Annotated in this window: 11 protein-coding genes; 5 read left to right on the top strand and 6 right to left on the bottom strand. The window is 41.3% G+C overall.

The features are described 5' to 3' along the window. Nucleotides 1-429: 429 nt before the first annotated feature. From IM473_RS13570 to IM473_RS13555, 4 genes are all read right to left on the bottom strand, one after another. Nucleotides 430-852, bottom strand: coding sequence for a type II toxin-antitoxin system VapC family toxin (locus IM473_RS13570; protein ID WP_287656807.1), 423 nt, complete (start codon nt 850-852; stop codon nt 430-432). Beyond that, nucleotides 849-1,115, bottom strand: a complete 267-nt coding sequence (locus IM473_RS13565; RefSeq protein WP_287656805.1) for a hypothetical protein — start codon at nt 1,113-1,115, stop codon at nt 849-851. Before IM473_RS13565 ends, IM473_RS13570 begins: the two co-directional genes overlap by 4 nt. A 491-nt stretch (nt 1,116-1,606) precedes the next feature. Beyond that, on the bottom strand, nt 1,607-2,767 hold the full coding sequence (locus IM473_RS13560; RefSeq protein WP_287690483.1) for a PEP-CTERM sorting domain-containing protein: 1,161 nt from the start codon (nt 2,765-2,767) through the stop codon (nt 1,607-1,609). Between the two features lie 577 nt (nt 2,768-3,344). Then, nucleotides 3,345-4,532 (bottom strand): glycosyltransferase, encoded by a 1,188-nt coding sequence (locus IM473_RS13555; RefSeq protein WP_287656801.1) that lies wholly within the window; start codon nt 4,530-4,532, stop codon nt 3,345-3,347. Between the two features lie 151 nt (nt 4,533-4,683). On the opposite strand from IM473_RS13555, the gene IM473_RS13550 reads away from it, so the two are divergent. The 5 genes from IM473_RS13550 to IM473_RS13530 all read left to right on the top strand — a co-directional run bounded on the left by IM473_RS13550 (nt 4,684) and on the right by IM473_RS13530 (nt 11,794). Then, nucleotides 4,684-5,907 carry an NAD(P)/FAD-dependent oxidoreductase gene (locus IM473_RS13550; RefSeq protein WP_287656799.1) on the top strand — a complete coding sequence of 408 codons (1,224 nt, stop codon included), beginning with the start codon at nt 4,684-4,686 and terminating at the stop codon, nt 5,905-5,907. A gap of 30 nt (nt 5,908-5,937) precedes the next feature. After that, nucleotides 5,938-7,164 (top strand): S-layer homology domain-containing protein, encoded by a 1,227-nt coding sequence (locus IM473_RS13545; RefSeq protein WP_287656797.1) that lies wholly within the window; start codon nt 5,938-5,940, stop codon nt 7,162-7,164. 183 nt (nt 7,165-7,347) lie between these two features. Beyond that, complete coding sequence (locus IM473_RS13540; RefSeq protein WP_287656795.1) at nt 7,348-9,567, top strand: heavy metal translocating P-type ATPase; 2,220 nt, start codon at nt 7,348-7,350, stop codon at nt 9,565-9,567. Nucleotides 9,568-9,657: 90 nt separating this feature from the next. Beyond that, complete coding sequence (hemE, locus tag IM473_RS13535) at nt 9,658-10,710, top strand: uroporphyrinogen decarboxylase (RefSeq protein ID WP_287656793.1); 1,053 nt, start codon at nt 9,658-9,660, stop codon at nt 10,708-10,710. A gap of 136 nt (nt 10,711-10,846) precedes the next feature. Next, a complete protein-coding gene (locus tag IM473_RS13530; RefSeq protein WP_287656791.1) occupies nt 10,847-11,794 on the top strand; it encodes an NAD-dependent epimerase/dehydratase family protein in 948 nt (315 codons plus the stop codon). Between the two features lie 297 nt (nt 11,795-12,091). On the opposite strand, the gene IM473_RS13525 is transcribed toward IM473_RS13530, so the two are convergent. Together IM473_RS13525 and cysC are read right to left on the bottom strand one after the other, a co-directional pair. After that, nucleotides 12,092-13,819, bottom strand: coding sequence for an ABC transporter ATP-binding protein (locus tag IM473_RS13525; RefSeq protein WP_287656790.1), 1,728 nt, complete (start codon nt 13,817-13,819; stop codon nt 12,092-12,094). Between the two features lie 445 nt (nt 13,820-14,264). Further along, a complete protein-coding gene (cysC, locus tag IM473_RS13520) occupies nt 14,265-14,810 on the bottom strand; it encodes an adenylyl-sulfate kinase (RefSeq protein ID WP_287656813.1) in 546 nt (181 codons plus the stop codon). Nucleotides 14,811-15,020: the final 210 nt, after the last annotated feature.

Genomic DNA, 15,020 nt, shown 5'->3' with positions numbered 1-15,020 from the left:
GCGATCGTTCAAGCCTTTAGTCAGATTACATTGCGAGACATCCATCACTGGTTTACCCATTGTTGCTATTGCGATACCCCTTTTAAAGAGCCTACCTAGTCATCCATGCTGTACCTCATTCAACTGAAACCCGCTATATTAGCAAAACAACAAATTTTTTGCCGCAAACCCCACATACAGTACAATTATTACAGTTAAGGGTTTGAAAGGCCTAGGATGATGGCAAAGCAATCAAGGGCAATTGCGGTGACAGAACATGATAATAAATGTCCCGAATGTCTGCATATCTAAGACTCTGTCTTACATTTCTCTACTTTCTTTGCTGACTACTTTGCCAGACATTACAGACAATTTTCCTGATATAGATGAAGGGTTGCTTCCCCTTGATGACATCACATTTGAGAATGAAATAACCCTGAAATTTTATTGTTATAAATAGATTCGTTCAAAAGGTTCTTTTCGATAACGGCGATAAACATCAAAGTCACTATCTAAGGTAATAATCGCAGAAATATTAAGTCTTTCAGAAATAGTTATTAAGGATAGATCTGCAAAATCTCCCGGTAGGTCAGCGTATTGTTCATTGAGTTGTATGATTCTGGCAAAATCCTGTGGTAAAAGGGGAATACATTGATAAAGCTGGTGGAATAAATCACTTAAAAATTCATTTTGTGTTCGATAATCATGGCTTAAAAGATACATTACTTCTGTTATACAAGCAACAGTTGTAATCAAGTCGCTGGAACATTGTTCAAAAAAGTTGACAACAGCCCGATGATAATTATCTTGGGAACTGTAATAGGCGAATAGAATGCTACTATCTGTAATAATTTTGGGGGGATAATTTGTCATGAATGATGTTGCTGATGATGGTTTTGGATATATTCTGCCACTACTTTTTTGCGGTTTTCTCGCAATGACAAATTAGGTGGAGCATTTTCTAAAAGATGCTGAGGATGACCTCCCCGGCGTTGTAATAAAGTTTTACGCGGTTTTAAGCTTTGCCAATGTTCGTAAATGAGTTTTTTAAGAAGTTCTTCTGAGCTAATATTCTCTTCGGAAATGATGTCTGCTAGATAGTTCTCGGTTTCTCGATCTAGATTAATCGATAACATTATAATTTCAGGGGATAAATCAACATCTTTGATTATAGCTTAAAATCCATGATCGCACTCACCCCCCATCCCCAATTGAGTTTGCTAGAGAAAAATTCGGGGTACGGGCGAAGCATTCGGATAGGAAATCTAGGGTTTCAGTAATAGGTTATTGTCCGAATGCTTCGCCCCTACTTAATCATCTAACAATCCGTCGTAACGCACCGCAGCTATCATTAGACCTCTTGCAAAAGTCTTAAGTCGATCCTTGTACAGCAACATTTTTGAAGATTATCAACTACTATAGCGTTTCTCACACCTGCGTGGCACAGTTAAACCTTTGCTGATTAAGCTGTTCAGGATCGGAAATGTACCTCTTCTGAATTAGAAACGCTATAATAAATAATTAACTGAAAGTCCCTCCCATTATTATTGTTTCTATCGTTTGTTTTCGGATTTATGCAAGAGGTCTATTAATTTATTGGGTGCGTTACGCTATCGAAGAGCGCACGCTACTGGACTACTTTTTTCTTGTTGCTTTTGACATCCTTTTTTCTGAGAACAGGTAGAGCGCCTAAAACTACTCCTATCCCCAGGATAGTTGAGGGTTCAGGTACTGCTTGTACTTCTTGAGGTTCTTGATACAAATAGGCTGACCCCGCATACGTTGCGCCAGTGCTATCCTGATTAGCCCCAATCAAGGCGGATGTGCCACTGAGGGACACGGAATTGCCAAAACCGTCGAAATCTGCAGGGGTGGGGTTGTTGAAGGTTTGCAGGAGAGCGCCTGTGGTTGTGTTAAACAAATAGGCTGACCCCGCATCTGATGCGCCAGTGTCATCCTGAAAAGCCCCAATCAAGGCGGATGTGCCACTGACGGACACGGAATAGCCAAAATTGTCGCCACTTGCAGGGGTGGGTTTGTTGAAGGTTTTCAGGAGAGCGCCTGTGGTTGTATCAAACAAATAGGCTGACCCCGCATTGGATGCGCCAGTGTCATCCTGAAAAGCCCCAATCAAGGCGGATGTGCCACTGAGGGACACGGAATAGCCAAAATAGTCGAAACTTGCAGGGGAGGGGTTGTTGAAGGTTTGCAGGAGAGCGCCTGTGGTTGTATCAAACAAATAGGCTGACCCCGCATCTGATGCGCCAGTGTCATCCTGAAAAGCCCCAATCAAGGCGGATGTGCCACTGACGGACACGGAATTGCCAAACTGGTCGAAATCTGCAGGAGAGGGGTTGTTGAAGGTTTTCAGGAGAGCGCCTGTGGTTGTATCAAACAAATAGGCTGACCCCGCATTGGATGCGCCAGTGTCATCCAGATTAGCCCCAATCAAGGCGGATGTGCCACTGAGGGACACGGAATAGCCAAAATAGTCGAAACCTGCAGGGGAGGGGTTGTTGAAGGTTTTTAGGAGATTGCCTGTGGTTGTATCAAACAAATAGGCTGACCCCGCATCTGATGCGCCAGTGTCATCCTGATAAGCCCCAATCAAGGCGAGTGTGCCACTGACGGACACGGAATTGCCAAAATAGTCGAAACCTGCAGGGGAGGGGTTGTTGAAGGTTTGGGATAAGGAGAGAGGGGTAAAGGCTTGAGCCGGGGCGATTACTCCCACCAAGGAAGTTGCCCCTACGGTTAGCAAGCAAGAAGTAAGGGTTTTTAGCATCATGTTGATTTTGGACTGAAGAATTGAGCAGCGATGTCCTTGTCAGTTGGTTTAGGGACAGCGCTACTAGATACTACAAAAGTAGAATACACACTACCCCCCCCCGCGTTGTATCCTACGATACAATTTAACAAATCTTTATATTTTCTTTATATTTTTTATCTTGAGCGTGGCTACTAAATAAAGCTTTAAATAAACGTAACAATGGGAAAGATTGCTTCGGGGGAATCTTGGTTGAGAAAGTAAGATTGACGCAAGAATCCCCCCTGGCGGCGGACATGATTGATTTTTGTCAGCAAAACGTAGCAAAACGTAGGGTGCGTTAGACGGCGACAATCTCTGCTTAAACTTAAATCTAACAATCCGTCGTAACGCACCCTACCTATCATTAATTTAACTTTATTATAACATATAATTAATTTGCAATAGTTCTTATCTATCATTAATTTATTTGGTGCGTTACGCTATCGAAGGGCGCACCCTACTGGACTTTTTCAGTTACTATTTTCTTGCACTAACATCAGATTTTAACAGGTCAAAAGCCCTATTTTAAAAGCTTTTTACCATTATTCAGCAATCCCTAATTAGGATAAACTCGCCCTTTCCAACCTCCTCCTTGGCCGCGCCAATAACGCAGTGCAGAATCCACAGTCATTAAACTATAAAAGAGGGCAATTAGGGGTAAAGTTAAAGCCCGCAGGGGGGATAATTTATATAGTCTTAAAGTCGGGCTATAGGAAAGGGCTATTAGTAATAAAGTGACGGTGCTAATTATAATAATTGATGTTTCTTTTAAGACCAATCCCCAGATTAAGCCCAAGGGGGCGGCTAAATAGGTTAAAAACATCCCGAAAATTGTCCCGATTAACCAAAGTGTTGAGTAATTAAGTTGTGTAAAGGCGGTGCGGGCTACCATATTCCAAATGCTGGCTAAATCCGGATAGGGACGGAGACTATAGGTGGTTTCTGTTAATCCTAACCAGATGGATTTCTCAGGATTTTCGGGGTGATTTTGCAGATATTTTTTAACCGCAATTGCCAAAGAACAATCATCAATTAAAGCTTGTTTAAGAATCTCAATACCGCCAATTTTTTCTAGGATATCTCGGCGAATTAAAATGCACCCCCCGGCGGCGGCTGCTATCGGGGAATTAGGATTATTAACTAGGGGAAAAGGATAGAGTTTCTCGAAGAAAAAAACAAAGGCAGGAATAAGAAATTTTTCCCAAAAACTGTCACAGCGTAGCAACACCATCAGGGAAACTAAAGCTTGTTTTTCCTGTACTGCTTTAGTAACTAATTGGGTTAAATTATCTGGCGCGTGGGCAATATCGGCATCGGTGAAGAGAAAATAATCGGGTGCAAATTTCTCGGTAGCCTCTGTTATTCCCTGTTTCATTGCCCATAATTTACCCGTCCATCCTATCTCTAAAGCTTGGCCAGAAATAATAGTTATCTGGTCAGATTTATGAGATTGATCGGCAATTTCTTGAGCAACTGTTCCCGTGTCATCACTGCTTTTATCGTCAATTAAAATAATCGAAAATTCTCCTTGATAATCTTGGTTAAAGAGGGAGGTTAAACTGATGGGTAAAACGTCGGCTTCGTTTCGTGCGGGGATAATTGCCGAGACTTTTGGATAATTTTTTAAAGGAGAAGTGACAGGATTAATTTTTTGGTTAGATAACCAAAATTGTCCCCTGGCTAAGATTAAATATAACCAAATTATCAGCGATAGGAAAGTAACTAATAATAAGAAAAATGTCATAAGCTAGTCGGCTTTCGATGAGAGAATGGGGAACAGTTTAAAAAGAGTATCAAATTTAGATGGACAACAGCTTAACCAGTTTGGGGTTTAACAGAGGGCGATTTAGGGTAAAATAAAAGCAAGTTAGCAAGACTAGGCGAGGGAGTAAATCATGGATTATGATGTCGTAATTATTGGGGGTGGACCGGCGGGAGGTCACTGTGGTAGATTATTAAGTGAAAAAGGTTATCGTGTTCTTTTGGTGGAACAACATTCTAGTTGGCAAGATAATAATTTTTCTAGTGCCGCTTCTCCCCTAGAAATTTTAGAACAATTCAATCTCCCCGAAACCGTGGTGGCTAGGTTTTGGAAAAATATCGAAATCATCTCCACCAGCATACATCATTTTTGGTCATCACCGCAACCTTTAGGGGTAGTTTTTGATTTTGCCAAGTTGCGAGAGTTTTTAGCCGCAGAAGTGCTGCGTTGGGGGGGAGAAGTTCGTTTAGGTTGTCGTTATCTGAAATATCAACAGATGGAGGATCAGCTAACTGTTTTCTTGAAATCAAAAGGCGAGGAAATCGAGACAGTTACTACTCGTTTATTGGTTGATGCCACGGGATACGCTAGAGCAGTTATGTATAAACACAGACGAGAAAAACCTGATTTTCTAAAAGCAGTGGGCATTGAATATTTAATTACTGTGCCAGAAGTAGATTATCAAAAATATCAAGATAATTTAGTGTTTTTTCTAGGTCATAAATGGAGTCCTAAAGGTTATGGCTGGATTTTTCCTATGGATAACCAGCAATTAAAAATAGGAGCGGCTTGGTTAGAGGGAGAACATCCTTATATTGATGAAGTTAAGCCTTTAAAAAGTTATATTACACAAATTATTCAAACCTACATAAATCTCTCTAAATATGATATAATCGACATCCATGGGTCTATTTTAGAATATTCGCTCAATCTGCAAGATATTTATTATCAAGAACCGAATATTATAGCGATTGGTGATGCTGTTTCTACGGTTAACTTTTTAGGAGGGGAAGGTATTCGCTATGCTATGAAAGGAGCCGAAATTGCTTGTCAATACATGGAGGAATATTTACAGGGAAAATCGAGTAGTTTTGCCGCTTATCAACAGAGGATGCAAGAATATTTTCAACCAAAATGGAATTTATCCGATCGCCTCAGTCGCAAAGTTTATTTAGAATATAGTGATGCGCGTATAGATCAAGGAGTATCCTATCTCAAGTATCTTTCCACTCAGGATATAATCGACATTTTATTTTACTACAAATTTGAAAAATACACAAAAGGGTTAGGAGGATTTCTGCTGGGGAAATTACGTCAATGGTGGCACCGAATTTTCCCTAGTCAAAAACCTGAGTAAATAGGCTAGGATAAAGCTAAGGAAACAATATTGGTAAAGACCGTGAGTAAGTTTATTCGCTACAGTACAATTATCACTCTGCTGGGCATTTTAGCAGCCTGTAGTGGCAATCCTGCCCTAGAAAATCGTCTGGCTGCCGATCCTAATCTACAAACAAATCCCATACCAGAAAACTCTCCTAATAACCAGCAATTACCCGGAAATTTTCCCGCAGAAATTCCTCGATATAGTCAATCAAAATTATTATCCGTGCAGACAAATCCTGATAATACCGGTGGGCAAACTCGTTGGCAATCCAACGATCCCAGCAATGCGATCGAGGCTTTTTATCAACAGGAATTAGTGAATAATAATTGGGAAATTATCACTCCCTTTTCTGGGGAAGGAGTCAATAGTACATTGACAGCCCGTCGAGATAATTTAGAATTAACTATTACCATAACTGCCACTTCTCCCAATACCGAATATAGCCTCGATTATCGTCCAACGGGAACCCCGATTGCTTCCCCTAGTCCCTCCCCGATTGCTTCCCCTAGTCCCTCCCCTATTTCTTCCCCCTTACCCAATCTTAATCCCACCAGTTTTAACGATCTCGAATCCTTACCTAATACCTTAAAGAGCCACATTCAAGACTTAGCTAGATTAGGAGTATTAACTGGTAATAACAATCAGTTTAACCCTAATGATACAATAACGCGCCGAGAATTTGCTCGCTGGTTGTTACAGGCTAATAATGCCATTTATGCTAATGTAGCGGGTAAACAAATCCGTTTAGCTACTCCCAATAGTTCCCCAGCTTTTAGTGATGTTAAAAATAACGATCCCGATTATATTTATATTCAAGGATTAGCGGAAGCGGGGTTAATTCCCTCTCCCTTAACGGGAGATAGTAGCACCCTTTTATTCCGTCCCAATGCTCCTTTAACCCGGGAAGATTTAATCGCTTGGAAAGTGCCATTAGATATTAGAAAAGCTTTACCGAGCGCCAATCTCGATACGATTAAAAATACTTGGGGTTTTCAGGATACTAATAAAATTAACCCGCAGCTGGTGCGCGCTCTTTATGCCGATTTTCAAAATGCTGAACAAGCCAATATTCGGCGAGTTTTTGGTTTTACTACCCTATTTCAGCCAAAAAGACCAGTAACTCGCGCTGAAGCTGCCGCTACTTTATGGTATTTTGGTTTTCAGGGTGATGGTGTTTCTGCTGCCGATGCTTTGCAGGGTCAAGATACGCAACAGAGTGGGGTTAATTGAAATTTGTCCACAAAAATTAAGGGTGTGTTAGGAAAATATAAGCACTCTTTTTGACATTTCTTCATATCTATTCAGAAAAATTAACAGAGGATTCTTGACCCTGCAGCTAGGGGAATATTTTATCCTAAAGATATAACTCTGCTGCAGGGGATTTTCTTGCTGACTTCCGCTGCTATTAAAATTATGACCCATCAAACTCTCAAACTCGCCGGGATGAGTTGCGCTGGTTGTGCTGATTCGATCGAACGGATAATTAAATCTATCCCCGGAGTGATTCGATGTCAAGTTAATTTTGGCATGGAACAGGTGGATGTGGACTATGATCCCAAGCGTACCGATCTTAACACTATTCAAGCAAAAGTTAGGGATGCCGGTTTCCAGGCTACACCGATAACGGAAATTAATCTCGAATCCAGGCCAGAAAAAGAACTTCTCACTAAACTATCGATCGCTATTGTTATTAGCATTATACTTTTTATCGGTTCTTTGCCGATGATGACGGGTTTATCTCTATCTTTTATTCCCCACTGGTTACACGCTCCCTTATTACAATTAATTCTCGCTACTCCCGTCCAATTTTGGTGTGGTCAAAGTTTTTATAAAAATGCTTGGAAAGCCTTTAAAAACCGCACTGCCACCATGGACACTTTAGTAGTTTTGGGAACCAGTGCCGCCTATTTTTATTCCCTGTTTTTAACCTTCGGGAGCGATTTTATCGAAAAACAGGGGTTTAATTCCCATGTCTATTACGAAGCATCAGCTATCGTCATTACCCTGATTTTACTCGGTCGTTTCTTTGAAAAACGTGCCAGAAAAGAAACGGCCGCCGCTATTAAACAATTAATGGGATTACAGGCAAAAACTGCTAGGGTAATTAGGGAAGAACAGACGCTAGATATACCAATAGAAGAGGTGAAAGTAGGAGATATAATTTTAGTGCGTCCGGGAGAAAAAATTCCCGTCGATGGCATAATTATCCAGGGCAGTTCTAGCATTGATGAATCGATGGTGACGGGGGAAAGTTTACCCGTGCGAAAAACCGTCAATCAACAGGTAATCGGGGCGACAATTAATAAAACCGGTAGCCTACAAATGCAAGCGTTACGGGTGGGAAAAGATACGGTTTTAGCTCAGATTGTCCGATTAGTGCAAACCGCGCAAGCATCAAAAGCACCTATACAAAGATTAGTCGATCGAGTGACCGCTTATTTTGTGCCGGTGGTGATGATTATTGCCGTAATAACTTTCCTATTTTGGATTCTCCGCACGGGTAATCTCACCCTCGCTTTGATTACAATGGTGGAAGTCCTAATTATCGCTTGTCCCTGTGCGCTAGGATTAGCTACACCCACCTCGATTATGGTGGGAACAGGACAGGGAGCAAAACAGGGAATTTTAATTAAAAATGCCGAAAGTTTAGAATTAGCCCAGGGTATTACTACTATTGTCCTCGATAAAACGGGAACTCTCACCCAAGGTAAACCAACGGTGACGGACTTCTTGACTCGCGAAGGGGTGAGGGATGGACGGGAATTATCGCTGCTGCAGTTAGTCGTATCGGTGGAGAATCATTCTGAACACCCGCTAGGAGAAGCAATAGTTAGATATGGGCAGTTAAACCAGATTAAAACCTTAGAAGTAACCGAATTTGACTCAATAACTGGGTCAGGAGTGCAGGGAAAAGTCGGGTCGGATTTAGTGCAAATCGGTACACAACAATGGTTAGAAAGTCAAGGGATCGAAACAAAAGTTCTTAAAAAAGTCGCCCACGATTGGGAATGGCAGAAAAAAACCGTGGCTTGGATAGCGGTTAACGGGCGTTTAGAGGGGGTGATCGCCATTTCCGACGTTTTAAAACCTTTTTCTTCCTTAGTGGTCGCCAAGCTCAAAAAAATGGGCTTAGAGGTGATGATGATGACGGGGGACAACCTCGAAACTGCAGAAGCGATCGCCAGCGAGTTGGGTATCCGGCGCTTTTTTGCCGCACTTCGTCCCCAAGAAAAAGCCGAAAAAATTGAATATTTGCAGAAAAAAGGGAAAATAGTCGCCATGGTTGGAGATGGCATCAATGATGCGATCGCATTGGCGCAAGCGGACTTAGGTATTGCCATTGGCACAGGGACCGATGTAGCGATCGCCGCCGGCGATATAACCTTAATTTCGGGAGATTTACAGGGAATTGTGACCGCTATTGAGTTAAGTCGGGCAACAATGCGAAATATCAAAGAAAATCTCTTTTTTGCTTTTATTTATAACCTGATTGCCATTCCCATCGCTGCCGGAGTCCTCTATCCTTTTCTGCTCAATCCGATTATTGCCGGCGCTGCCATGGCTTTAAGTTCCCTTTCCGTGGTGACGAATGCCTTGCGATTGCGTCGAATTCACCCCAGGGTGGAGGGATAATTTTCGTTAACAATTCTTAAGGAAAAACCAGAAAAATTAGCTGTACGGGGGATGATACCGTAGAAAAGGCAATAGAATAATCATCCTGATATGACTGACTCCCCTGAAATACCTTATTTATTACGCGCTGCCAAAGGAGAAATCTTACCCCGTCCTCCCGTGTGGATGATGAGACAAGCAGGACGTTATATGCAGATTTATCGGGAATTGCGGGATAAATACCCCAGTTTTCGGGAAAGATCGGAAAATGCCGATTTAGCGATCGAAATCTCCCTGCAACCTTGGCGTGCTTTTCAACCGGATGGGGTGATCATGTTCTCCGATATCCTCACTCCCCTAGCGGGAATCGGTATTCCCTTTGATATTATCGAAAGTAAGGGGCCGATTATCGATTCTCCCATTCGTACTCAAGCGCAGGTGGACCAACTTAATCCCCTCGATCCCGATCAGTCTTTACCTTTTATCAAAACGATTTTAAAAACCCTGCGTCAAGAGGTGGGAAATAAATCCACTGTCCTCGGTTTTGTCGGAGCGCCTTGGACTTTAGCAGCCTATGCAGTGGAAGGGAAAGGTTCTAAAAGTTATTCTGTGATTAAAGGGATGGCTTTTTCGGAACCCTCGGTACTGCACCAATTTTTAGATAAATTAGCGGATATGATCGCCACTTATGTCCGTTATCAAATTGATTGTGGAGCGCAAGTAGTACAAATGTTCGACTCTTGGGCGGGTCAATTAACTCCCCAAGATTACGATGTTTTTGCCTTACCCTATCAACAAAAAGTAGTTCGTTTGGTGAAAGAAACCCATCCCGATACACCCTTAATTCTCTACATTAGTGGCAGTGCCGGCGTTTTGGAAAGAATGGCTCAATCGGGGGTTGATATTGTCAGCGTCGATTGGACCGTGGATATGGCCGAAGCGAGACAGCGTTTAGGTAAATCGATGATGGTTCAAGGTAATATCGATCCGGGGGTTTTATTCGGTTCCCAGCCCTTTATTCGCGAGCGGATTATTGATACTATTCGTAAAGCTGGTAATCAAGGCCATATTCTTAATTTAGGTCATGGTGTTTTGGTGGGAACTCCTGAAGATAACGTGCGTTTCTTCTTTGAAACTGCTAAACACTTTAGTTATCAGGACTAGGGAACAGGGGATGGGGAAATGGGGAAATGGGGGGATTCAACTAATACCCCAAAACCCTAAAACCCCAACACCGGTTTTTACTTTTTACTTTTGACTTTCACACTGTCCCCTAAATTCTGCCGTATCAATTAAAATAATGAAAAAGATATTTCTAACGGGTGTGAGTGGCTGTATTGGGCATTATATCGCCGAGATTTTACTGGAAAATCCCGACTATGAATTATATTTTTTATTGCGTAATCCAGAGAAATTAAAATTTACTTACCAAGGGCGATCAAATGTTCATATACTTTTAGGCGATATGCAAAATATTGGGGTATATGCCGAGCTTTTAAAAACAATGAATATAGCGGTTTTAATCGCTACCAGTTGGGGAGGAGAGGAGGAAAGTTATCAGATTAATGTGGTAAAAACCCTAGAGTTAATTAGTTATTTAGATGCTCAAATCTGCGAGAAAATTCTCTACTTTTCCACTGCCAGCATTCTCAATCAAAATAATCAACCTTTACCGGAAGCTGGAGAGATAGGAACTAATTATATCCGCACTAAATATATTTGTTATAGTAAATTTACTGACCTAGAAATCGCCGATAAAATTATCACTTTATACCCCACTTTTGTCTTAGGTGGTGACGAAAATAAACCCTATTCTCATATCTATGGCGGTTTACCGGATGTGTTGAAATATATCGGTTTAGTGCGTTGGTTTCAAGCTGATGGCAGTTTTCATTTTATCCATGCCAAAGATATAGCTCAAGTGGTGAATTATTTAATCGAAAATCCCGCACCAGAAAGCAAAATTGTCCTAGGCAATCAACGGACAACAGCTAACCAAGCAGTGGAGGAAATCTGTACTTATTTAAACAAAAAAATCTACTTTCGCATTCCTTTATCTTTAACCATTGCTAACTTTTTTATCAAAGTTTTTAACTTGCAGATGGAAGCATGGGACCGCTTTGCCATGAATTATCGCCACTTCACCCACATAAAAACCTATACTCCTGACGATTTTGGTTTAAAAAACTATTGTTCCACCCTCGATGATGTTTTAACCTTGCGAGGAATTCCCCGAAAAAAACCCTAAGTAGAGGGAACGGAAAAATATCTATAATTAATTCTGTCTGGATACTTACAGCGTTTCCCTAAAGATGAAGTCTAACCTAATTCCGCAACTGACTTTCCAAAACGAAAACTTCCTACCTCACCATTAAGATAACTGCTCTATCGGTGACTCTTAAATTAGTACAAATATATGAACAACTGCGTGTAAGCATCCCACCGAAAAACTAATGCGCTCCGGGGTTTGGGGGGTTCTACCCCCCAAAAACTTGGCTTGAGTGATAAAATCAGAAATAATGCCCAACTCTTAACGCCAAATAGACTAATCTTGAAATTGTCTAGCATGAAATTGAGCGTAACGACCATTAAGATTTAATAACTCTTCGTGATTACCCACCTCGATAATTTCACCCTTTTCTAAGACTAAAATACGGTTAGCTTTTCTGACAGTTGCTAATCGGTGAGCAATAACAAATACTGTGCGCTCCGTCATAATTCTTTCTAAAGCTTCCTGCACTAAAGCTTCCGATTCCGAATCGAGCGCTGAAGTCGCTTCATCTAAGATTAAAATTCTCGGATTAGATAAAACCGCTCGCGCGATGGCGATTCTTTGTCTTTGTCCACCCGATAAATTAACACCCCTTTCTCCCACATAGGTATAGTAACCCTGAGAAAGTTCACCGATAAATTGATGAGCATTAGCAATTTTTGCCGCTTTTTCTACCTCTTGCAGATTAAAATCTCCCTGACCAAAAGCGATATTTTGGGCTATAGTGCCAGAAAAGAGAATATTTTCCTGCAAAACTACGCCAATTTGTCGCCGGAGACTTTTTAAAGTCACATCACGAATATCCACCCCATCGATTAAAATCTTGCCAGAAGTGGGGTCATAAAAACGCAATAAAAGATTAACTAAAGTGGTTTTTCCCGCTCCCGATGCTCCTACTAAAGCAATCATTTCGCCAGCGTGTGCAGTAAAATTAATATTTTTTAAAACTTGTCTGTCCTCATTGTAAGAAAAATTTACTTGACAATATTCAACTTCTTTGCTATGGAGTGGCAGATCGATCGCATTCGGTTTTTCGGTAATTGTTGGCAAAATAGCTAACAATTCAAAAATCCGATCCATGGAGGCTTGACCCTGTTTAAATTGATTATAATTACTGGTAATATGGGCGATGGGATCGATTAACATAGCCACCGCCGCCACATAACTAACAAACTCAACACCAGTTAAATTCTTTTGGGAAATTTGCCAACCCGCAAGGAAGAATAAAAAGATAACTCCCATCGCTTGCAAAAATCCCACCACGACGTATTGTAAAGCTTTGGTGGATTCTGATAGGTATTGAGCGCGGCGATTTTCCTCCGCTTCTTGGGCAAAAAGCTCGGTTTGATAATCTTCAGCTGCGAAAGCTTGCACCACACGAATACCGCCAAAAACTTCGGTTAATAACGAAGAAAGATTAGATATTTTCGCTTGGGCGCGACGAGCATATTGTAATAATTTTTCACCAAAAAATCCCACCAAAACTCCCAACAAAGGAGCGATAATAATGACAGCGATCGTCAATTGCCAGTTAACAATAAACATATAGGCAAAGACGACAATTAACTGTAAGGCTGAGGGGATAAAATCATGGAAAAATTTGTTAATTACTTCCCCAATGCGATCAATATCTTCCGTTAAACGATAGGATAAATCACCAGTTTTTGCTGTTTCAAAGTAATTTAAGCCGAGGGTTTGCAGATGTGCATAAACTTTTTTTCTTAATTCGAGGGCAATTTTTAAAGAAGCTTTTGCCATCAGGGAATCTTGCCCATACTGAGACATTCCCCGCAGTAAAAAAACCACTGCCCCCACCCCCGAAAGTGTCGCCAATGCTTGCACATTTCCCTCACCGATATATCTGGCCATTTGTCCGGCTAACCAAGCTAAAATCGGCCAAAATACCGTAAATCCGATCGTACAGATAAACGCCAAAATAATTGTTTGGGTTTGGGGACGGAGATAGGGAATGAGGTTCCAATAACTAGAGCGAGATTTCAAAATAATTTAGTGCCTTTAAATATGTAGGTAGGTGTTAAAAACTGTCGGCACCCCCCTTATTAAGGGGGGATTAAGGGGAGATCAAAGGCAAAATCTATCTTCTCTTCAATTATAACTACTTACTTATTAAGTATTCCTGCAAAATTAATTTGCTAGTCGAGATAGGAGACAGTTATCAGTTATCAGATTTGAGTTTTAAGTCAGCAGTATTAAATAGAAGTTTCCTGCTGTCTTTTCACTGTTTACTGTTTACTGATCACTGATTACTGTTTAGACAGTCTTGCACTTTGACCAGAGGGTTAGTCAGAGAGATAATTAACTTGGCTTAGGTACTGAAGAAAAGGGGATTAACTAACAAATTTGCTTAAGGGGTTAATCGGGGGGTAGAGACGTTTGTAGTCCACGTCCCTACGATATTTTCCAATAATACAAAGTTATTCTGGGATTAAACCGCCACCGCTTGATGAATGTAGCCTAATTCCGTCAATTTGTTCCAGACTTTGGCGACACTTTCCTCTAAAGTCTCTAAATCGGTGCGGCATTCCACTTCTGGGTTAAAAGGTGGTTCATAGGGATCATCAATTCCCGTAAAAGACTTGATTTCGCCAGCACGCGCTCTTTTATATAATCCTTTCACATCGCGGGCCTCACAGACGTTTAAGGGAGCATTCACGAAAACTTCGACAAAATTGCCGATTTTTTCCCGTACTTCCTCGCGAATCTCACGATAGGGAGAAATAGCCGAAACTAGGACAATCACACCGTGACGGGTGAGCAAATTAGACACAAAACCAATGCGACGGATATTTTCATCGCGATCCTCTTTACTAAATCCTAAACCTTTGGTGAGGTTCGTCCGTACTACATCGCCATCGAGAACCTCAATGGAATAGCCTTCAGCGATTAATTTTGCCTGTAATGCCTCGGTAATCGTGCTTTTCCCCGCACCGCTCAATCCCGTTAACCAAACCGTCACGCCGCCTTGTTTCATAGCAATCATTAATAATACTTAAATCCTGTTTAGCGTACCATATCTCAGTAATCAGTGATCAGGAGTCAGGAGTCAGGAGTCAGGAGATAGGAGATTATTTTATTTATTCTCCCTTCTCCGGTGCTCCCTGCTCCCCAATTCATAATTCATAATTCATAATTCATAATTCCCACACCCCACACCCCACTTCCCCAACCTGATTGAAACAAA

The organism is Microcystis sp. M015S2 (assembly GCF_020245945.1).
GTDB lineage: Bacteria > Cyanobacteriota > Cyanobacteriia > Cyanobacteriales > Microcystaceae > Microcystis.
Note: the sequence above shows the minus strand (reverse complement) of the source record. Positions and strands in the feature narration are given on the sequence as shown.

What these genes read in the sequence shown, in the direction of transcription:
- IM473_RS13555 (WP_287656801.1), bottom strand. Translation starts at nt 4,532, where the DNA reads ATGACATTTTTCTTATTATTAGTTACTTTCCTATCGCTGATAATTTGG.
- IM473_RS13560 (WP_287690483.1), bottom strand. Translation starts at nt 2,767, where the DNA reads ATGATGCTAAAAACCCTTACTTCTTGCTTGCTAACCGTAGGGGCAACT.
- IM473_RS13565 (WP_287656805.1), bottom strand. Translation starts at nt 1,115, where the DNA reads ATGTTATCGATTAATCTAGATCGAGAAACCGAGAACTATCTAGCAGAC.
- IM473_RS13530 (WP_287656791.1), top strand. Translation starts at nt 10,847, where the DNA reads ATGAAAAAGATATTTCTAACGGGTGTGAGTGGCTGTATTGGGCATTAT.
- cysC (WP_287656813.1), bottom strand. Translation starts at nt 14,810, where the DNA reads ATGAAACAAGGCGGCGTGACGGTTTGGTTAACGGGATTGAGCGGTGCG.
- IM473_RS13550 (WP_287656799.1), top strand. Translation starts at nt 4,684, where the DNA reads ATGGATTATGATGTCGTAATTATTGGGGGTGGACCGGCGGGAGGTCAC.
- IM473_RS13570 (WP_287656807.1), bottom strand. Translation starts at nt 852, where the DNA reads ATGACAAATTATCCCCCCAAAATTATTACAGATAGTAGCATTCTATTC.
- hemE (WP_287656793.1), top strand. Translation starts at nt 9,658, where the DNA reads ATGACTGACTCCCCTGAAATACCTTATTTATTACGCGCTGCCAAAGGA.
- IM473_RS13540 (WP_287656795.1), top strand. Translation starts at nt 7,348, where the DNA reads ATGACCCATCAAACTCTCAAACTCGCCGGGATGAGTTGCGCTGGTTGT.